This is a genomic window from Propioniciclava sp. (assembly GCF_047602245.1).
Lineage (GTDB): Bacteria > Actinomycetota > Actinomycetes > Propionibacteriales > Propionibacteriaceae > Propioniciclava.
Genome location: NZ_JASGHT010000001.1, coordinates 1,707,275 through 1,726,846, shown reverse-complemented (window position 1 = coordinate 1,726,846; position 19,572 = coordinate 1,707,275). Strand labels below are relative to the sequence as shown.

Here is a 19,572-nt window from a genome sequence, read left to right as displayed (position 1 = left end):
AGCGGCGGGCATTTCCGCGAATCGCGAGCGGCGGCGTCCGGGGCCGGTTAACGTGGATCGAGGGAGGTTCGCATGACTACCACCAACCCCCACGAAGCAACGCAGGCCCGCATTCAGGTGGGCCCGCCGGGCAGGCCTCAGCGGCAGCGACGCCGCCGCGGGGTGCCGTCCTGGGCGCTGAAGTCGGCGATGGCGATCACCGGTGCGATCTGGGCGGCGTTCGTCGCGATTCACCTGTTCGGCAACCTGAAGGTGTTTCAGGGCGCCGCGGCGTTCAACGGCTACGCGGCCTGGTTGCGCGAGGTGTTCTATCCCTTCTTCCCCAAGGAGATGGTGCTCTGGGCGCTGCGGGTCGTCTTGGTGATCGCGCTGGTGATCCATGTCGCCGCGGCGGCGATCGTCTGGTCGCGCGGACGCCGTGCGCGCGGCGGTCACCGGGTGAAGCTGAAGGGTATGAAGTCGTGGAGCGCCTGGCTGATGCCCCTCACCGGGGTCGCGCTGCTGGTGTTCGTGGTGGTGCACGTCCTCGACCTGACGTTGGGTGTCGCGCCGGTGGCGCCCGAGGGGTTCGCCCACCCTGAGCACGGCGCGACGCACGCCTACGGCAACCTGATCGCGAGCTTCCAGCGCCCGTGGAGCGCCTGGTTCTACGTCCTGGTGATGGTGCTGCTCAGCCTGCACATCGCTAAGGGGTTCGCCACCATGGCCGCTGATCTGGGCGCGATGGGACGCCGCTGGCGCGCCACGTTGTCGGCGATCGGCGGACTGCTCGCGGTGGCGGTCCTGCTCGGCAACGCTGCGATCCCGCTCGCGGTCCAGATGGGGTGGTTGTCATGAGGTTCTTCGGTCGACGTTCCTCTATCGGCGGCGAACCCCGCACGGAGAACCCGCAGGCGTGGCGTGCTCCGGCGAGCGCGGCGCCCGGCGTCCGGCTCGGCCAGGTGCTCAACGGACGGGTGCCGGAGGGTGACCCGGCCACCGCCTGGGACCGGCGCCGCGCGGCCTACAAGCTGGTCAGCCCGCTGAACACCAAGAAGTTCACCGTCGTGGTGGTGGGCACCGGACTGGCCGGTTCGGGCGTCGCCGCCGCGCTCGGCGAACTCGGCTATCAGGTGCACGCGTTCACCTACCACGACTCCGCGCGGCGGGCGCATTCGGTCGCTGCGCAGGGTGGCATCAACGCCGCGCGGGCCCGCAAGGTGGACGGCGACTCGCTGCGCCGGTTCGTGGTCGACACGGTCAAGGGTGGCGATTTCCGTGGCCGCGAGGCGGAGGCGTTCCGGCTCGGGCAGGAATCGGTGCGCGTCATCGATCACCTGAACGCGATCGGCGCGCCGTTCGCGCGCGAGTACGGCGGCACCCTCGCGACGAGGTCGTTCGGCGGCGTCCAGGTGTCGCGCACCTATTACACCCGCGGCCAGACCGGCCAGCAGTTGCAGATCGCCGGCGCGCAGGCGCTGCAGCGGCAGGTGCATCGCGGCACGGTCGCGCTGCACACCCGCACCGAGATGCTCGACCTGGTGATCGACGAGGGCGTCTGCCGCGGGGTGGTGGTGCGCGATCTGGAGTCCGGGCAGGTGTGGGTGCAGCCCGCGCATGCGGTGGTGCTGGCCACCGGCGGCTACGGGTCGGTGTACTTCCATTCGACGCTGGCGATGAACTCGAACGCGACCGCGGTGTGGCGGGCGGTGCGACGCGGGGCATCGTTGGCGCACGCGTCCTTCGTGCAGTTCCACCCGACCGCGTTGCCGATCTCGGCGCATTGGCAGTCGAAGACGATCTTGATGTCGGAGTCGCTGCGCAACGACGGCCGGATCTGGGTGCCGAAGCAGCCGGGCGATGCGCGTCCGCCCGCCGAGATTCCCGAGGACGAACGCGACTACTACCTGGAACGCAAGTACCCCTCGTTCGGCAACCTGTCGCCGCGCGACATCTCGTCGCGGGCCGCCAAGGAGCAGATCGACGCCGGCCACGGGGTGGGACCGTTGTGCAACTCGGTCTACCTCGACTTCTCCGACGCGATCGGACGCCTCGGCCGCGACGTGCTGGCCGCCCGCTACGGCAACCTGTTCCACATGTACGCCCACGCCACCGGCGAGGACCCGTACGCGGTGCCGATGCGGATCGCGCCCGGCGCACACTTCACCATGGGCGGGCTGTGGTCGGACTACGACCAGATGACCGCGATTCCCGGGCTGTTCGTCGGCGGCGAGGCCGGCTGGGCCTATCACGGCGCCAACCGGCTCGGCGCGAACTCGTTGCTGTCGGCGTGCGTCGACGGCTGGTTCACGCTGCCGTTCTCGATCCCGAACTATCTGTCCGGTCAGCTCGGCACCCGCCTGCCGGACGCCGGGGATGCCTGCGTCCGCGAGGCATATACCCGGGTGACCGCCCGGACCGATGCCTTGATGGGGGTGGGCGGGCATCTGGCCGCATCGCATTTCCACCGCGAACTGGGCGAGATCATGTACGCCGATGTCGGCGTGGCCCGCACCGCGGAGGGCCTGCTGCGGGCCATCGGGCTGATTCGCGACCTGCGCGGACGGTTCTGGCGCGAGGTGGCGATCCCCGGTTCGGGGGCGCAGGTCAACCAAGCTTTGGAGCGAGCCGGACGCGTCGCCGACTTCCTGGAGTTGGCCGAGCTGATGGCGGTCGATGCGCTCGACCGTCAGGAGAGTTGCGGTGCGCATTTCCGCACCGAGCACGCGGACGCCGGCGAGGCCTGCCGCGACGACGAACGGTGGGCGTTCGCGTCCGCCTGGGCTGTGGACGGCGCCGACGACCCGGGCGGCGCGATGACGTTCACCCGGCATGCGGAGCCGTTGACGTACCAGGCGGTGCCGCTGGCGACGAGGAGTTACCGATGAAACTCACGGTGGAGGTGTGGCGCCAAGCGGGTGCCGCCGCGCCCGGGCGTTTCGAGCGCCACGAGGTCGACGATGTCGAGCCGCACCTGTCGGTGCTGGAATTGCTCGATGCGCTGAACGAGCAACTGATCGACTCCGGGCAGGAGCCGGTCGCGTTCGAGTCGGACTGCCGCGAGGGCATCTGCGGCGCCTGCGGCATCACCGTGGACGGCGAGGTGCACGGTCCCGAAGACAATGTGCCGAGCTGCCACCAGCGCCTGGCCGGCTATGCGGACGGCTCGACGGTGCGGATCGAGCCGTTGCGCGCGGGAGCCTTCCCGGTGGTGCGGGATCTGATCGTCGACCGCGGCGCCTTGGACTGCCTGATTCGCGCCGGTGGCCATGTCGCGGTGAACGCGGGCACCGCGCCGGACGCCGACGCCCTGCCGGTGGGTGCCGAGCGGGCCGAACTGGCCCTCGACTTCGCCGCCTGCATCGGCTGCGGCGCCTGCGTCGCCGCCTGCCCCAACGGTGCCGCGCACCTGTTCGCCGGGTCGAAGCTCACCCATCTGTCGTTGCTACCCCTGCCGTCGCTGGAGCGTCACCGCCGCGTGGTCGCGGTGGTCGACGAACTGGAGGAACTCTTCGGCCCCTGCTCCAACTACGGCGAATGCGCCCGGGCCTGCCCCGCCGGGATCCCGTTGACCGCGATCGCGGCGGTCAACCACGAGCGCCTGCTGGCGGGCCTGACCCGGCGACTCTGACGGGCCCGCTGAGGTGACGTCGAGAGATCCCGCGCACGCTCTGCTTCGGCGTCCGACAGCCTCTCGGGGCCTTCGGCGCGTCACGCACCGCCCCACCCACACTCACGCGCACGAGTTGCACGGATGCGCACGAAATTTCGTCGGCAACGGTGCAGGTCGTGCGCAACAGCGAACACGAGCCGCTCCAACCGCCGAGCGGACGCGCTGATCAGTGCGTCGGGGTCGGGCCAAACGGCCCGGGACAGGCGTTTACTGTGGATAACTCAGCTCGAATGAGGAAAGTTATCCACATTTCGACGGGAGGGGGCTCCCGGGGGCGGCGGGGGACCCTACAGTCGGGCTCACTGCGTCACCCATCCTGAGGACCGACTCAATGACCACCGTCACCGATGCGGCACGTCCGCGTCTCCGCGTTCGCCGTAGCCCGCTCTGGCTTGCGGCGGGCCTCATCGCGATCGCTCTCGGCGGGCTCGGCTCGGCCGCGGTGTTCAGTTCGCTCAGTGCTTCGCAGCCGGTCCTGCAGGCGACGCGCACGCTGCATCGCGGCGAGATCATCCAGTCCTCCGATCTCACCACGGTGCCGGTGAGCGCCGGTCTGGGGGTCGCCACCGTCCCCGAGTCGAGGCTGAGCGATGTCGTCGGACGGGCGGCCGTGACCGATGTTCCCGGTGGCAGCCTTCTCGTCGACGGCTCGTGGGGTGATGCCGGTCTGCCGTCGGGGCAGTCCCGTGTCGGGGTGCGGCTCGCGTCCGGCCGGTTCCCGGTCAGCGATCTGCGGCCGGGAACTCCGCTGCTCGTGGTCGCGCTGCCCTCCGGATCGTCCGAGAGTGGCACGGACGCCGATGTCCTGCCCGGTAGCGTGCGGGCCACCCTCGTCGCGGCACCGGTCCAGCAGGCCGACGCTTCGGCGACCTTCGATCTCAATCTGGCCTCCGAGGATGCGGAGGCGGTGGCACGTCTCGCCGCCGCCGACCGGGTCGCGCTCGTCCAGATCGAGGGCCGGCGATGAGTGTCCTGGTGCTCGCCAGCGCGAGCGGCGCCCCCGGCGTCACCACCACCGCCCTCGGTCTGGCGCTCAGCTGGCCGCGCGAGGTGGTCCTGGTGGACGCCGACCGTTCGGCCTCACATGCCGTCCTCGCTGGGTATCTCGCTGGCCAGTCGGCCGCCGAAGGCGGCGTTCATTCCTTGTTGCAGGCGCATCGTGAGCGGCGTCCGCTCGTCCCCGCGCTGCTCGCAGCCGGGCGACCACTGCCCGTTCCCGCGGCGTCCGGTGCGGAGGCCACGGCGCCGAGGTTCGTTTCTGGGTTCACCCACCTGGGGTCGATCGACCTGTACGAGGGGGTGTGGCCCGGACTGGTGGAGGCGGTGCGCGGTGAGCCGTTCGATCTGATCGTGGACGCCGGACGCACTGGGCATCACGGCCTTCCCGCTGGGTTGGTCGCCGAGGCGGACGCCGTGGCGCTCGTGTGCCGGAGCAACCTCGTCTCGTTGGCCGGCTTGCGCCTGCACCTCGGTCCGCTGCTGGAAGCGGGTCCGCCGGGGCGCGTGGGGCTGATCCTGGTCGGCCCGGGCCGTCCCTACGCCGCCAAAGAGGTGGCCGACCAGTTCGGCGTCCCGGTCATGGCCGCCGTCGGGTGGGATCCGGCGTCGGCGGCCGAGTTGAGCGAAGGCGCCCCCCTCGGGCGGGGCTGGATGCGGTCGGGCTTCCGCCGGTCGCTTGGGCAGGCGGCCCAGAGCCTCGCGGACGCCATGGGCGTGGCGCGGCCGGCGGAGGTGGCGTCATGACCCAGACGCCGATGCGCCGGCTGGCCGATATCCCGTTGCTGTCAGGCGTCGCCGCGCCCTACGTGGCGGACGCCGAGACCGTCCGGCGCGCCGCCGCCCGGCTGCCCGCCGTCGATGCCGTGGAATGGGACACGGTGGTGATCCTGCGCCGGCGGGTGTCGGACGCCGTGACGCGCGCCGCTGAGGCGCACCTGAACAACACGGGCATCCCGATGCCCGACACCGACCGGCGCCTGCTGGCCCGCTCCCTGATTCGGCGCGTGGTGCGCGAGCACGCCGAAGAGCGGGGCAACCTGGGTGAGTTGTGGCCGATCGAGCGCGAACACCAGTACGCCGACGCCGTCGAAGACGCCATCTACGGTTTCGGACGCCTGCAGCTGCTCTTCGAACTGCCGGATGTGGAGAACATCGAGATCCACGGCTTCGACAGCGTCGTCGCGCAGTACGGCGACGGTCGGCGTGAGGACCTGCCCCGCGTCGCGGACAGCGATGAGGAGCTGGTCGAGGCCATCCGGTTCCTGGGTGAATCGGTGCGCCCGCCGCGTCCGTTCGATGATGCGCACCCCACGATGACGCTGGCCCTGGGCGACCGGCACCGGCTGCACGCGATCGGTTTCGGGCTGTCGTTCCGGCCATCCATCGCGATCCGCCAGCACATCCTCACCGAGGTCGATCTTCCCGAACTGGTCGATCGCGGGATGATGCCCGATGATGTCGGACGCCTGCTGCATGCCGCCGTGCTGCATCGCACCTCGATCGTGATCGCCGGAGATCAGGGCGCCGGCAAGACGACGTTGTTGCGCGCGCTGATCGCTTCGATCCCGCTCAACGAACGCTTCGGCACGCTGGAGACCGACTACGAACTGCTCACCCATCTGCAGCCGGGCCGTCGCAATATGGTCGCGCTCCAGGCGCGCGTCGGCCTCGGCGAGATCGCCGACGGGCACCGGATGGGTGAGTTCACCGTCGCCGACCTGATTCCCGAGGCGTTGCGCCAGAATCTCTCGCGGATCATCGTCGGCGAGGTGCGTGGTGTCGAAGCCGGCGCGATGTTCGAGGCGATGCAGGCCGGCGCGGGAACGATGAGCACGACGCACTCGCACTCGGCGGCGTCCACGATCGACCGGCTCGCGGCGCGCGTCGCCCAAGGCGGCGTGTTGACCGTTGAGGAGGCCTACCGGCAGATCGCGCTGCACATCGGGCTGATCGTGCACGTGAACCTGACCGATGAGACCTGGCGGGGCGGCGTCCGGACGCGGCAGGTATCGCAGGTGATCGCGTTGACCGGTGGCGTCGAGGGCAACCGTCCGGTGGCCCATGTCGTCTATCAGGCGGCGACGCCGTCCGGTCCGGCGCGATTCCAGCCCGAGGCCGCGATGCTGGAGCAGTTGGCGCCGTTCCTCGGCGATTGGCGGGGTGCGCGATGACGATGCTGATCGCGGTGGTCTCCGGAATGACGCTGGTCGCCGGCGTGCTGGGGTTGGTCGCCTGGTGGCGGGGAGCGGCATCGGCCGCCGAGACTCCACAGTCATCCCCAGCCCTGTGGACAAAGATTGTGGAAAACCTGCGCCGCGTGCGAGGCCGCACCGCCGTGATGATGACGGGAGCAGCCGTCGTCGGCGTCGTCCTCGCCCTGTGGACGAGGTGGCCTGTCATGGTGGTCGTCGCGCCGGCCGCCGTGCTCGGGATCCCGCGGTTGTTGGCCGCACCCCGGCAGACCGACATCGAACTGCTGGGAGCCCTTGACCGCTGGGTGCGCGGGATGGCGTCGACGCTGTCGACCGGAAAATCGATCGCGGATGCACTTCGGCTGAGCGCACGGACGCCCCCTCCGCTGCTCGCCGAGCCGCTGGTGCTCCTCATCCGGCGTCTCGATGACCGCTGGACGCCCGAACAGGCGCTGACGGCGATGGCGGACGAACTCGGCTCACCGGACGCCGATGCCGTCCTCGCCAGCCTGATCCTGGCCATCAATCGCGGCGGTACGGGGGCCGCCGCCACCTTGTCGGCCCTCGCGGACACCATTCAGGGTCGGCTCAGCGCCCTGCGCGAGATCGAGGCCGAGCGTGCGAAGCCGCGTGTGGTCGTGCAACAAGTCACCATCATCACGTTGGTCGTGCTCGGGGCGGCTTTGCTGTTCGCGCGCGACTTCTTCGCGCCCTTGGCGACCCCGATCGGCCAGATCATCTTGGTGGTACTGATTGTCGCTTACGTCGGATCACTCGTGATGCTGCGCCGGATGACGCTACCCCGTCGCCGCGCGCGGATTCTCCGGGGGACATCATGAGTGCCGCGATGCTGGTGCTGCCTGGACTGCTGGTGGCATTCGGGGTCTGCCTCGTCGTGGCGGCCTTCCGTGCGCAACACGCACGCCTGGCTGATGCGATGAGCGCGCTCGACAGCGTGCCGGACGCCGACATCACCGCGTCCCACGATCCGCATGGGGGTCCGCGACTAGGTACCTGGTGGGTGCGTTCTCGGCGTGTGGTCGCCTCGGCCGCGGTGGAACGGCAGTTGCGGCTCAAGGGCCGCACGCTGGCAGAGCACTACCAGCGCAAGGTGATCGGCTTGGTTTTCGGTTTCATGCTTCCCTTGATCGTGGGCATCGTCTGGTGGTTCGTCACTGGGCAGACCCCGCTGATTCCGCTGGCCTTGGCCCTTTCCTTGGGCGTGATCGGCTTCCTGATCCCCGACCTCGGGCTGCGAGCTGCCAGTAGAGAGGCTTCCGAGGACGCGACCGAGGCGCTGCTGACCTACTTCGATTTGGTGACGCTGGAGCGGTTGGCCAACCAGTCCGGAACACAGGCGCTGCACGCGGCGGCCCGGCTCTCCGACGTGCCGGTGTTCGTCGCGATCCGCGGCAGCCTGGAGCGCGCCCACCTTGAACAGCGGGCGCCGTACGGAGACCTGAAGGCGCTGGGTGCCGAACTTGAGCTGCCGGCCCTGGCCGACCTTGCCGACGTGATGCGGCTGGACGAATCCGGGGCTTCGCTCTCAGGCGCGTTGCGCGCCCGTGTGAAAGAGCTTCGTGACGCACACCTCACGGCGATGAAGATCGCTGCGGCGGATGTCTCCGAGCGCATGACGATCTGGATGGTCATCCCCACCATCGTCTTCGGCCTGTTCTTCCTCGTTCCCCCTCTGCTGACGATCATCGCCAGCAGCTAGAAAAACCACTCACCAAGGAGATCATCATGTCCTTCGTTCACCGCACCGTCGGCCTCCTGGCCGAGGTGTCCTGCCGCCTCCAGTCCGTGCCTGCCGAACGCGACGAGCGAGGTCTGTCCCAGTCCACTGAGCAGGCCATCTTGGTCGTCGCGACCCTTGGCATCGCGACGGTGATCGTGGGGGCGGTGGTGGGGTACATCAACGGCCAGATCGCCCAGATCCCGAGGCCTTAACCCATGACCCATCGCGAACGTGGACTGTCCGGCAGCGTCGAGTGGGTGATTCTCATCCCGCTGGTGCTGCTGACCGTGCTTGGTCTCATCCAGGTCGGTCTCGCCGCACACGGACGCACCGTGGCCAGCCACGCCGCGATCGCGTCCGCGGAACATGCCGCGCTGGCGGGGTCGACGGTCGAGCAGGCCCGCTCGCTGGGGACCGCGATCGCGGAAGGGGCCGGGATGGCCGGCGTGACCGTCGAGGTGACCCGAGGCGCCGACGAGGCGCGCGCGGTGGTGACCGGCACGATGCCGACGTTCTTCGATGTGGGATTGACCCGGGCGCGCGAGCAGGCCACTCGCCCGCTGGAGCGGGTGACCGCGCCATGACCAGAGACCAGCGTGGCCTGTCGCTGTCGATCGAGTTCGTCGTCCTGCTGCCGGCGCTCATGTTGATCATGGCCACGCTGATCGGCGGCGGACGCCTCGCGCTCGCCCGGATCACGGTGCAGCAGTGGGCGGATTCGGCCGTCCGGGCAGCCTCGCTCGCCCGCGATCCGGCCACCGCTCGCACCCAGGCTCAAGCGGTCGTGACGGCGGATGCGGACACCTCGAGTGTGCATTGCGTGGGCGGTCCCGCACTGAACGCCGACACGTCGGCGTTCTCCCGGCCGCTCGGCGAGGCCGGGCAGGTGACGGCGTCGGTTGCCTGCCGGGTGCCGATGGCCGATCTGCTGCTGCCGGGGGTTCCCGGCGAGTTCGTTGTCGAGGCGCAGGCGTCCTCGACTCTGGATCGTTATCGAGGGAGGCGCTGATGAGACGCGTCCTGGCCCTGCTCGCACTGGTCGCCATGGTGGTGGTGCCACCGGTCCTGCTCGTGGCGTGGGGTTTCACCGACTGGGGATCGATCCGGCTGTGGAGCATCACCGACGTCCGGGTTCTGATGGCGATGCTGACCGTGCTCGGCTGGGTCGCCTGGGCGGTCTGGGTGGCGTCGGTCACCGTCGAGGCGGTCTCGGCCCTCTCGGGGCGGACGATCCGCTGGATGCTTCCCGGTCTCGCCTGGCCGCGTGCGCTCGCGGCCGGCCTCATCGCCACCGCGATGGCGACCGGCACCGCGCCGGCTCCCGCACAGGCACAGGCACCGATCTCCTCGACTGTGGTGGTATCCAAGGAAGCGCGGGTGGCCGTGCCATCGGACGAACGCGGTACCACGGCGTCCGAGATCGGCGGCCGCCAGGACGACGCGCCTACACCGCTCGCGGCGTCCGCGACCCCGGAGGGTCAGGTGCATACCGTCCAGCCGGGGGACGACCTGTGGAGCCTCGCCGAGCACTATCTCGGTGACGGCGGGCGCTGGCGCGCGCTGGTGGCCGCCAACGCGCCGCTGCAAGCCGATCCGTTGACTCGCCTCGTTCCGGGCACCCAGCTGGTGATTCCCGTGCCCGCGACGGCGGTGACGGTCGAGGCCGGCGACACCTTGAGCGGCCTCGCGCGGGAACATCTGGGAGACGGGCATCGTTGGCCCGAACTCCATGCGGTGAACGCCGACCTGGTCAGCGACCCCGATCTCATCCATCCCGGCTGGGTGCTGCAACTGCCGTCGGCGACCTCCGAGGAGGAGGCGCCGGCGGAGGCCGGCGGTCAGGACGCGACCGATGACGTGGTCACCGGCACAGCCCCGGAGATCGAGGCGGTCGAGGCCGGCCTTGAACCGATGACCGCGTCCACCAGCCATGACGGCCAGGAACCCGCCGGGGAGAGCGGGACTGGTACGGCAACCGCACCCGAACGTCTGGCCCCGGCGAGTGACGCCGCACCGTTCGCGGCTCTGCTCGGCGGGATCGGAGCGCTCACCGCGGCGGCGGTGATGGGCGGGATCGGCGCTCACCGCCGGCTTCAGGCGCGCGCGCGTCCGCTGGGGCGCCGGTATGCGCAACCGGCCGGGGAACTGGCGCGTTACGAGACCGCCCTGGTGCGTCAGGCCGCGGCGGTGAGCGAGGTGCCGTCGTCCGGCGGCGACGGCACCGACCGGATGATGCTGCTCGATCGGGCGATGCGGCTCCTCACCGCCCACGCGGTCGAGCGTGGCGAGCCGGTACCGCCGCTGCACCGGGTGCTCGTCGGTGCTGACGACGTGGAGTTCCAGTTCATCGAGGCCCCCGAGGGGTCTCCTGACGGGTTCCTCGCGGTCGGCGACAGCCTGGTCGCCGGCTGGCCCGCATTGCGGGAGCAGCCGACCCCTGACCTGCCGGTCGCCTACCCGGCGCTGGTCACCCTCGGCGAGAGGTCTGACGGCCTGATGGTGATGATCGACGTCCTCGCCTCGGGCGTGCTGGGCATCCGCGGCGACGAGAACGCCTCGCCCGGCGAGGTGATCTCGGCGATGCTGGTCGAGTTGGCGTGCGCACCGTGGGCGTCCGACCTCGACCTGCTCGTGGTCACCGGAGATCCCGCCTTCGCCCGGGTCACCGGCGAGGATCGCGTGGTGTGCGGTGACGACGCCGAGGCCGGCGTCGCGAGCGTCGAGCGCCTGACCGACGCCCGGTCGGCGCGCCTGGACTCGGGACGGTGGGAGGACTTCCGGCTGAACCCCGAACTCGCCGACGCCTGGACGCCGCACGTGGCGCTGTTCGAACTGGTGCCGGACGCTGCCCAACTCGCCCGCCTGGAAGCCGCCATCGCGGACCGGCCCTGCGGGGTGGCCGCCATCGTGCCGGTCGGGGCGCAGGCGGCGTCCGCGGATTGGGTGCTCACCGTCGATCCCGACGGAACCCGCCGCGTCGCCCACGACGACGCGCACGCCATCCCCCAGACGGTCCCCGCAGCCACCCGCACCGCCCTGAGCGAACTCCATTCGCTCGCAGTCAGCACCGACACCGAGCCGGCACCCTGGTGGCCGGCACCCTCGGAGGACGACGTGAACATCATCGCTCTGCGTCCCGCGATCCCACCCGTGCGCGGACCCCGGCTCAGCCTGCTCGGTCCGGTCGAGTTGGCCGGCTGCGCGGGAACGCCGCCCGCGCGGGCCGTCCGTCAATGCCTGGAGTACTGCGCCTGGCTGCTGCTGAATCCCGGCAGCACCGCGGTGCAGATGACGCACGCGCTGCTGGTCGCCGACGGCACCCGCCGGTCCAATATGAGCCGGTTGCGCACCTGGCTGGGCTCGGACGCCGAGGGTTCCCTCTACCTGCCGGACGCCTACTCAGGCCGGATCGCGCTGCACCCCGACGTCACCTCGGACTGGGAGGAACTGCGCCTGCTCACCGAAGGCGGCATCAACCACCTGCCGCTCGACCGGCTGGTCGCCGCGCTCGAACTGGTGCGCGGTGCCCCGCTGGCGGACGCCGCCCCGGCCAGTGGGGGTGGGCCGAGGAGTTCCGCTCCGACGCGTCCGCGCTGATCCGCGACCTCGGCGTGCTGGCCTCCCGGAACGCCCGCCAGCGCGGCGATCTCGACACCGCGCGCTGGGCCGCCAATCATGCCCTGCTCGCCGCGCCCGAGGACGAACTGCTGCTCGCCGAACGAATCCGGACCGAGCATGCCGCCGGGCGGCTCGATGAGGTGCAACGACTGGTCCGGCATGTCACCCGGACCGCGCGCGTGCTCGGCGTCGACCTGCTCCCGGACACGGTCGACCTGTGTCAGGAGGTGATCGAAGGACGCCTGCGTGCCCGCGCGCTGTGATGCTCAGAGGGTGCCGTTGCGGCCTTCCCGCACGTACCACAGCAGCCAGGGCAGTTCGGTCTGGACGGCGTACACGCCCAGGTCGAGGATCCGCGACCAGGCTGCGGCGGGGCTCTCGTTGACCGCGCGCTCGTCGTCGTAGCCGGCGAACAACGGGATGCCCGTGGTCAGCGTCTCGCTATTCACCCAGGTGAGCAGGCGGTCGCGATGCAACCGCACGATCACCTCGCGGTCGAACCAGGGATGGTCCTCGTCGTGGGTGATCAACTCCACACCGACCAGGTTGATCGCGTCTTCGTGCAACGGAAGGCGACCCACCTCGTCCAGCGTCGAACAGATCGCCAACACCGGGTACTTGGTCTTGTGCTGGCGCAACCGCTCCAGCGCCGCCGTTTCCCACGCCGGCACCTTCAGCAGCAACTGGTCGGTCATGTGCAGACCGTCGAGCATGCGCAGCAGCGCGGGCCAACGCCACCACGACCGGTCGAGCGCGAACACGACCGGTCGTCCCTTGAACTGGCTCAACAGCCCGCCGAGCCGCTCCACCGGCTGACGGCGTCCGGGCCGGTCCTTCCACACGTACGACAATTCGCCGATCTCGGCGGCCGACAACGACTGGATATTGCGATCCACGCCCAGGTACTCGGCCTCGAATCCGTCGTGGAACGCGAAGAAAACCCCGTCCGCGCTCGAGGAAACGTCGATCTTCACGGCGTCCGCGCCCGACTGCAGCGCGGCGCGCACCGCCATCGCCGTGTTGCTGGGAATCGGCCCGACGCTCACCCCCGCGTGCGACACGATCAAGGGTCGATGCGTGTGGCCCAGGCTGTTCAGCAGGGCGTTGGTCTCACCGTGGACCGTGTCTCCAAACACAACATCACTCCTTGTCGCCGCCGAACTCACGGGGGCGAAATCGCCGTCCACTCTACCCAAGCCGCCCGCATTGCGCCCGAAAGATTGACCCTCCGCACCAGATTCGGTACTTACGGAGTAGTCCCCGCCGCCGGGCGATGACCGGTCGCGGCACGGGTACGCTGACGGCCTGCCATTCAGCCCAGGATGCCGGTGACCAAGGCCAGCAGACGGTCGGCCGGAAGGACGCCGTCCGGCCCGGGCTCACGGCCCTCGAAGTAGGAGCCTCGGCCGTCGTGGACGACCGGTCCGCCGTCCAGCACCGTGACGCGGCCGTCCTCGACCGCGTGATGCCAGGTGGAGCCGCGCGCGAACGGCCAGCGTCCGGGGAACGCGATCGGGCCGACCTTGCGCAGCCTGTCCCGGGAGCCGCGGATGTCCCACAGGTGGGTGACATGGTCCAGGCCCGGGTCGTCGCCGAACACGCCGCCGATCGAGATCACCGACACCTCGACGCCGAGCAGGGTCAGCATGCTGGCCGAGCCGATCGCCATCTGCGCGCCGCCCGAGAAGCCGATCAGCGTGACCGGAACCCCGCAGCCCGGCGTGTATCCGTGCCGCAGCAGCGCCCGCCAGATCTCTTGGGCCAGGCCCGCGCTGAGCGTCGGCCCATAACGCGGGTCGGCCGACACCATCACCTGGAGCGTGTTCCGCAGATGAATCAGTTTCGGGGTGAGGCTTTCGCGGCGGGCTTTGCGCAGCCGGGCCAGGCGTCCCCACAACCAGGCGGTCGCCCGCTGCAACAGTCCGCGGTTGTCGACGGCGTAGGGGAACACCTCCGCGATCACCGGTACTCCCGGCAGCGCCGCCGCCAGGTCGTCGCAGAAGGAACGCTCGCGTGCCGACAGCGTGCAGCCGTCCACCATGCCGACGCCGGACAGGTAAAGCACGTAGCGGGCGGGCTGTTCGCCGGACGGTCCGGGTGCCGGATGCCGCTCCAGAAGCGCATAGGTGCGCCGCATCTCGGCGACGCCACGGGTCGACCACCAGCGCAGCGACTCCAACGGCGCCAGCAGCGCGAACAGCAGCAGCAGTCCGCCGGCACTCGCCAGGATCCAGCCGATCACCGGGCGTCCTCGCCGAGCACCGCGTTCACCGGAATGAACGGCGTCCCGGCCAGGATGTCGCGCGAGGTGACGATGACCGGCTGGCCGGACGCGATGCTCCACAGCCGCGAGGCCACCCAGCCGATCGGGGCGGCGAGCGCCCGCGACAGCAGATGCATCGCCAGCCAGCCGGACGCCGTCACCGCGAGCGCATACCCGACGCCGATGTCGTACAGGCCCGCCAGCAGCAGGAAGATCACGATGAACGACCAGGCCTCCAAGGCGCGTCCGAGGAACAGGCCCAGATGCGGCAGGAACGTGAACGCCGCGAACGCGTGCGGCGCCATCGCGAGCAGGAACAGCACGACCATCTCTTCGGCTGGGATCACCCGACCCGTCGCGAGGGTGGCGACCACCCAGGTCACCAGCGCCTCGACCACGCGGAGCACGACGACCGACACCAGCCCGAGCAGGCCGGCGACGATCATCCGGACGCCGCGCACCCGGTTGATCAGCAGGACGCCGCCGTGGCCGAGCGAGATCGAGGCCCAGCCGATGGTGGCGACCCCGAGTGCGGTGACCAGCGCGCCCTCACCGGTGATCAGCGCGCCCAGAGCCGGATCGCCCGGGTGCAGGATCAGCCCCAGGACGACCCGCAAGGTGTCGAGGACGCCCATGGCTCAGCCCTCGAAGGATCAGAGGTAGTCGGCGAGCGCCTTGACGATCGCGCCCTTGCTCTTGCTGCCCGTCATCGAGGCGACCAGTTCGCCGTTCACGAACAGTTGCAGGGTGGGGATGCTCATGATCCCGTAGTTGATCGGCGTCGCCGCGTTCGCGTTGGTGTCGAGCTTCGCGAACCGGATCTTGTCGCCGTACTCGCGGTCGAGTTCGTCGATGATCGGCGACAACTGCCGGCAGGGTGCGCACCAGTCGGCCCAATAGTCGACCAGGACGGGAAGCGGTGAGGCCAGCACCTCGTCGGCGAAGGTCGCGTCGGTGACGGCGATCATGCGAACTCCTTGAGATCAGTAGGTCGGGGCCCACCACTGTACGCCGCGGAGTCACCGCTCGGGTGCGTTGGCCCGCAGCAGCGGAGAACGTTGCATCGCCAGTAGTCACAAGGCCTAGCCGGATGATTGCAGGACTCCTAGGCCGGAAAATGCAGGACGCCTAGGCCGATGGTTGCAGGACCCGCGACCAGGGGCAGGGCCTGACGCCCGGAGGCGAACCGACAGCCGGGGTCGTCCTCGGCTACCTCTGACGGCGTGACTTCGGGGCTGTGAATCACGACCGCGGGCCGATGCCGGGGGATACCGCGCTGACTACCCTGCTGGGAGAGCCAGCACCCACCCCACCGACGAAAGAGGCGACATGAGCGTCCTCGACGAGGCCATCGCGGAGCTCCGGCGCTGGCACCACTGCCCCGCGTGCGGACGGCCGTTGCGGCGCGACGCCTGTGACGGGTGCGGGCTGCCGCTCCACGGTGAGGACGCCGTGCTGTTGCGGCGGCAGTCCGAGGCGGCGGCGCAAGCCCTGGAACTACGCCAACGGACGCTCAGCCGGATGGCCGCCCGCACGGACGCACCCGCCCGGCCAGAGGAGCCCGGCCTCGCGGCGAAACTCGTCTCGCAGCCCGCGGGAGGTCCCACCCCGGCGGGCAGTCCCACCCCGGCGGACACCGTGCTGCCGCCTGCGGCGATGGCGACGACTCCGGCCCCAGGGCCGGCGGCGGTGGTGCGGGCCGAGACCCGGGCCGGGGTCAATCCGGTGGCCATCTTCTCGGCGGTCGGGGTCGGTGCGCTGGTGGCGGCCGCGCTGGTGCTGGCCTTCCTGGTGCCCGCCGATCCGGGGCTGGTGCGGATCATCCTGCTCGCCGTGACGGTGACGTCGGCCGCAGCGACCCTGGTCATGCGCCGACGGCGTCCGGTGTCGGCGGCGTCCATCGCGACCGGAACGGCGCTGCTGGCGCTGCTGGTGACGTCGCTGTTCGTCGGTTGGCTCGCGCCCGAGACGGAGATGCTCGCCGCCGCGCTTGCCACCGGGGGTCTGGCTGCCGGCCTGGGAACCGCGGGATTCGCGCTGCGGCTACGCCCGTGGGTGTCGGCCGGCATTCTGCTCGCGCCGATCGCGGCGGCACCGGCCGCGCTGCACTTCCTGCGCCTGGGCGAGCTGTGGCCGACGGCCTTGTCGTTCGTGGCCGGCGTCGCGTTGGCCGCGGCCGGGCGCCGGATCGCCCGTCGCTGGCAGGACGACCGGCCCGGACCGCTTCCCTTCCGCGTCGAGCGGGCCGTGGTGGGGACCGGGGCGGCGTTCGCGCTGCTCCTCGCCGTGGCGGTGACGCTGGCGCTCGCCCTGGACGCCGCCCCGGGGGCTCCGTTCAGCGCGGGGCTCGCGCTGGCCGCGGCCGGGGCCGCGTGGTTGCACGGCGCCACCTCCGGATCGGGCTGGCGCCGCATCGCCGGCATGATCGCGGTGCTCGCGCCCGTGTTCGGGGTGCTCGGTGTGGACGGCCACCCGCTGATCGCGGCGGCGTCCGGGAGCCTGGGCTGGCTCGCGATGGCCGGGCTGAGCGCGCTGCCGTCGGGCGAGGACGGCCGCTGGTCGGGCCTGCTGAAGGGCGGGTGGGCGTCCGCGATGCTGCTCGGGCTGCCCGCCGCCGGTGAACTGCTGGCCGGGCTGGGGGACCGCGAAGGACTGCGCGACCCCGGTGCGATCCGGGTGCTGATGCCCGCATGGAATGTGCCGGACGCCGGTTACGCGGCGACCGGGCTGCTGCTGCTGGCCGCGGTGTGCGCGGTGGCCGCATCCTTGCCGCCGAGCCGGCTGAACCGCCCGTCGGCTGCGATGAGGGCGCCCGACGACCTGGGCACGGGCGAGGTGAGCGGCTGGATGGCGCCCTGGCTCGCCCTGGCCGGGTTGGCGGCGTTCGCCGTGCTGCCGGTGATGCCGCTGGCCACCTCGGTGTGGCTGCTGCTGGCGCTCGCCCTGGTGTGCGGGCTCGTGGCGCTGTGGGTGGGCGAGCGGGCGGTCTCGGTGCGGACGGCTGCCCGGATCGGCGGTGGTCTGATGATCCTCGCGGCCGCCGCGGCCAGCTGGGACTCCCGTCCGCTCACCCTGGCCGCCGGCGCTGCCGTGGTCGCCCTCGTGCTCGGCTGGACGCAGCTCGTGCCCGGCCCCGGGCGTCCGGCGCTGGTCGGCGTGGGCTACGGCTACGCGCTGACCCTGCTCGGCTTCGCGCTGCACTGGTACCCGCTCGGGTGGGCCGCCGGTGAGTGGACGCCGGTCGCCGGCCTACTCGCCGTCGCCGCCAGCCTGGTCTCGGTGGGAGTGCTGGTGGCGACGCCGGTGGTACCAGGAGGATTCGCGGCGGCAACGGTGTACACGGTGTGGGGGATCGGCCTGATCCCCTGGGTGCTGGCCATCGTGACGGTGCTGGACGAGCGGTCCTGGTGGGCCGCCGCGGCCACGGTAAGCATGCTGGCGGTGGAGTTCGCGGTGACGGTGCGGGGCCGTCCGCAACCGCTGTGGCTACGGGTGATCACCGCGGCGAGCCTGCTGCCGACGGCGGGAATCGTGCTGATCAACGCGGGCGCGATGCTGATTCGCGGATCGGGTTCGCCGATCCTGTTGCCGGTCATCGCGGCGCTGGCCGTGGGCACCGCGATCGCGGCCTCGCCGGCGGCGTCCCGGATCGAGAGGATCGACGGCCGGGCCGCGCGGCCGGTCCGGATCGCCTTCGAGGCCGGGGCGCTGCTGACCGCGCTCGCCTCGGTGGTGCTGGCGGTGATCCTGCCCGCCGCCGGGCCGGACACTTCGCTGGTGGTCTGCGCCATCCTCGCCGCCGGTGGGGCCGTGGTCGCCACCCAGCCCGATCGTCACCCGGTGTGGTGGCTGGTCGCGCTGGCGGCGTCCGGGGTGCTGTGGAGTGCCCTGGTGCTGCTTGAGGTGGGCCTGGTCGAGGCCTACACGCTGCCGCTCGGCGTGGCCGCGGTGATCGTCGGAGGGGCGCTGGCGCGCCGCCGGACCCGCTGGTGGGTGCTGGTCGCGGCCGGGTTGCAGCTCGCGCTGGTGCCGACCTGGCTGCTGGCGGTGACCGGACGGGATCTGCTGGTGCGGGCGGCGGCCCTCACCGTGGTGGCCGCGCTGCTGGCCGGCAGCACCTGGTTCGCCCGCCGCCGCGGCGAGCGCCGCGCGCTGTGGGCGCTGGCCGGCGCCGTGGTCGTGGCCGGGACGGCGCCCCTGGTGCTGGCGGTCCGCTCCAGCGGGCGGGTCCGTCCGGTCGATCCGGGCCTGGAAGACCTGCTGCTGACGATGGACGCCGACCCGCTGGCCGGCTTCTCCTGGGTGGTGGCGACCGCCGCGGTCTCGGCGGCGCTGCTCGGCGTGGCCGGGCAGCAGGTCCGCTGGGCCTGGGGGGACAGTGAGCGGTGGAATCCGGTGGCGGCATCGTGGAGGTTCGCGCCGGCGCTGACCGTCGCCGCGTCCGGCCTGGTGCTCGCCGTGCGTCCCGGCGCCGCGGTGGTGTGGATCATGTGGCTGGCCTGCCTGGCGTTCCTCGCCGTCGCGGTGGCGAGCACGCTGCTGCGGTTGCGCGGACGGGTGATCCTGCCGCCGGTCTGGTACTGCTGGCTGCTCGCCCTCGGCGTCGGGATCGCGGGCTGGTCGGTGCGCGCGCTGCGGGTGGAGTTCCATGCGCTGCCGCTGGGGTTGACCCTGCTCGGCTGCGGCGTCCTCGCCTGGCGGGCGGCCCGGCGCGGCGTGGCGGTGGACGACCGGTCCTGGCCGATCGGCCGGTCCGATCCGGCCTGGGTGATCCTGCCCGGCGTCCTGGCCACACTCGGCCCCTCCACTCTGGCGATCGGCACCGATCCGCAGACCTGGCGGGCGATCCTGGTGCTGGTGATGGCGCTGGCCGCGCTCCTGGTCGGCGCCCGGATGTTGTGGCGGCCCTGCCTGGTCGCCGGCATCGTCGACCTCGCCGTCGCGGTGGGCCTGGTCTTCATCGCCCGCCGCGGCGCGATCGACGCGGTGCCCTGGCTGATCGCCCTGGTCAGCGCCGGCGGCGTCCTGCTCGGGCTGGCGATCTACAGCGAGCGCCGCCAGCACGCCGCCCAGGAACGCGGCTGAGCAGGCCGGAGAGAAAGCCGGG

At 71.3% G+C, this 19,572-nt stretch carries 18 protein-coding genes; 14 read left to right on the top strand and 4 right to left on the bottom strand.

The window, feature by feature from the left end; all coding sequences use genetic code 11:
- Positions 1 to 72 precede the first annotated feature (72 nt).
- From QM708_RS08240 to QM708_RS08180, 13 genes are all read left to right on the top strand, one after another.
- On the top strand, positions 73 to 837 hold the full coding sequence (locus QM708_RS08240; RefSeq protein ID WP_415106600.1) for a succinate dehydrogenase: 765 nt from the start codon (positions 73 to 75) through the stop codon (positions 835 to 837).
- Complete coding sequence (locus QM708_RS08235; RefSeq protein WP_415106597.1) at positions 834 to 2,867, top strand: fumarate reductase/succinate dehydrogenase flavoprotein subunit; 2,034 nt, start codon at positions 834 to 836, stop codon at positions 2,865 to 2,867. The genes QM708_RS08240 and QM708_RS08235 overlap by 4 nt, the downstream gene beginning before the upstream one ends.
- The gene (locus QM708_RS08230) at positions 2,864 to 3,610 is read left to right on the top strand and encodes a succinate dehydrogenase/fumarate reductase iron-sulfur subunit (RefSeq protein WP_415106594.1); all 747 of its coding nucleotides are present in this window, start codon (positions 2,864 to 2,866) and stop codon (positions 3,608 to 3,610) included. Before QM708_RS08235 ends, QM708_RS08230 begins: the two co-directional genes overlap by 4 nt.
- 373 nt (positions 3,611 to 3,983) lie before the next feature.
- Positions 3,984 to 4,619 (top strand): SAF domain-containing protein, encoded by a 636-nt coding sequence (locus QM708_RS08225; protein ID WP_415106591.1) that lies wholly within the window; start codon positions 3,984 to 3,986, stop codon positions 4,617 to 4,619.
- Positions 4,616 to 5,395 (top strand): hypothetical protein, encoded by a 780-nt coding sequence (locus QM708_RS08220; protein WP_415106588.1) that lies wholly within the window; start codon positions 4,616 to 4,618, stop codon positions 5,393 to 5,395. Before QM708_RS08225 ends, QM708_RS08220 begins: the two co-directional genes overlap by 4 nt.
- Positions 5,392 to 6,822, top strand: a complete 1,431-nt coding sequence (locus QM708_RS08215) for a CpaF family protein (protein WP_415106586.1) — start codon at positions 5,392 to 5,394, stop codon at positions 6,820 to 6,822. Before QM708_RS08220 ends, QM708_RS08215 begins: the two co-directional genes overlap by 4 nt.
- Positions 6,819 to 7,682 (top strand): type II secretion system F family protein, encoded by an 864-nt coding sequence (locus QM708_RS08210; RefSeq protein WP_415106583.1) that lies wholly within the window; start codon positions 6,819 to 6,821, stop codon positions 7,680 to 7,682. The genes QM708_RS08215 and QM708_RS08210 overlap by 4 nt, the downstream gene beginning before the upstream one ends.
- Before the next feature lie 8 nt (positions 7,683 to 7,690).
- Positions 7,691 to 8,563, top strand: coding sequence for a hypothetical protein (locus QM708_RS08205; protein ID WP_415106580.1), 873 nt, complete (start codon positions 7,691 to 7,693; stop codon positions 8,561 to 8,563).
- 26 nt (positions 8,564 to 8,589) lie between these two features.
- On the top strand, positions 8,590 to 8,796 hold the full coding sequence (locus tag QM708_RS08200; RefSeq protein WP_415106577.1) for a hypothetical protein: 207 nt from the start codon (positions 8,590 to 8,592) through the stop codon (positions 8,794 to 8,796).
- Positions 8,797 to 8,799: 3 nt separating this feature from the next.
- On the top strand, positions 8,800 to 9,168 hold the full coding sequence (locus tag QM708_RS08195) for a TadE/TadG family type IV pilus assembly protein (protein WP_415106576.1): 369 nt from the start codon (positions 8,800 to 8,802) through the stop codon (positions 9,166 to 9,168).
- Positions 9,165 to 9,593, top strand: a complete 429-nt coding sequence (locus QM708_RS08190; RefSeq protein ID WP_415106573.1) for a TadE/TadG family type IV pilus assembly protein — start codon at positions 9,165 to 9,167, stop codon at positions 9,591 to 9,593. Before QM708_RS08195 ends, QM708_RS08190 begins: the two co-directional genes overlap by 4 nt.
- Positions 9,593 to 12,181, top strand: coding sequence for a LysM peptidoglycan-binding domain-containing protein (locus tag QM708_RS08185; protein ID WP_415106571.1), 2,589 nt, complete (start codon positions 9,593 to 9,595; stop codon positions 12,179 to 12,181). Before QM708_RS08190 ends, QM708_RS08185 begins: the two co-directional genes overlap by 1 nt.
- A gap of 14 nt (positions 12,182 to 12,195) precedes the next feature.
- Entirely contained in the window at positions 12,196 to 12,465 is a 270-nt protein-coding gene (locus tag QM708_RS08180; protein WP_415106568.1) for a hypothetical protein, read from the top strand.
- 3 nt (positions 12,466 to 12,468) lie between these two features.
- On the opposite strand, the gene QM708_RS08175 is transcribed toward QM708_RS08180, so the two are convergent.
- The 4 genes from QM708_RS08175 to trxA all read right to left on the bottom strand — a co-directional run bounded on the left by QM708_RS08175 (position 12,469) and on the right by trxA (position 15,433).
- Positions 12,469 to 13,338 (bottom strand): glycerophosphodiester phosphodiesterase family protein, encoded by an 870-nt coding sequence (locus QM708_RS08175; RefSeq protein WP_415106565.1) that lies wholly within the window; start codon positions 13,336 to 13,338, stop codon positions 12,469 to 12,471.
- A gap of 176 nt (positions 13,339 to 13,514) precedes the next feature.
- Positions 13,515 to 14,444, bottom strand: a complete 930-nt coding sequence (locus QM708_RS08170) for a hypothetical protein (protein ID WP_415106563.1) — start codon at positions 14,442 to 14,444, stop codon at positions 13,515 to 13,517.
- Positions 14,441 to 15,100 carry a hypothetical protein gene (locus QM708_RS08165; protein WP_415106560.1) on the bottom strand — a complete coding sequence of 220 codons (660 nt, stop codon included), beginning with the start codon at positions 15,098 to 15,100 and terminating at the stop codon, positions 14,441 to 14,443. The genes QM708_RS08170 and QM708_RS08165 overlap by 4 nt, the downstream gene beginning before the upstream one ends.
- A gap of 18 nt (positions 15,101 to 15,118) precedes the next feature.
- Complete coding sequence (gene trxA / locus QM708_RS08160) at positions 15,119 to 15,433, bottom strand: thioredoxin (RefSeq protein WP_415106558.1); 315 nt, start codon at positions 15,431 to 15,433, stop codon at positions 15,119 to 15,121.
- Between the two features lie 361 nt (positions 15,434 to 15,794).
- On the opposite strand from trxA, the gene QM708_RS08155 reads away from it, so the two are divergent.
- Positions 15,795 to 19,550 carry an SCO7613 C-terminal domain-containing membrane protein gene (locus QM708_RS08155; protein WP_415106555.1) on the top strand — a complete coding sequence of 1,252 codons (3,756 nt, stop codon included), beginning with the start codon at positions 15,795 to 15,797 and terminating at the stop codon, positions 19,548 to 19,550.
- Positions 19,551 to 19,572: the final 22 nt, after the last annotated feature.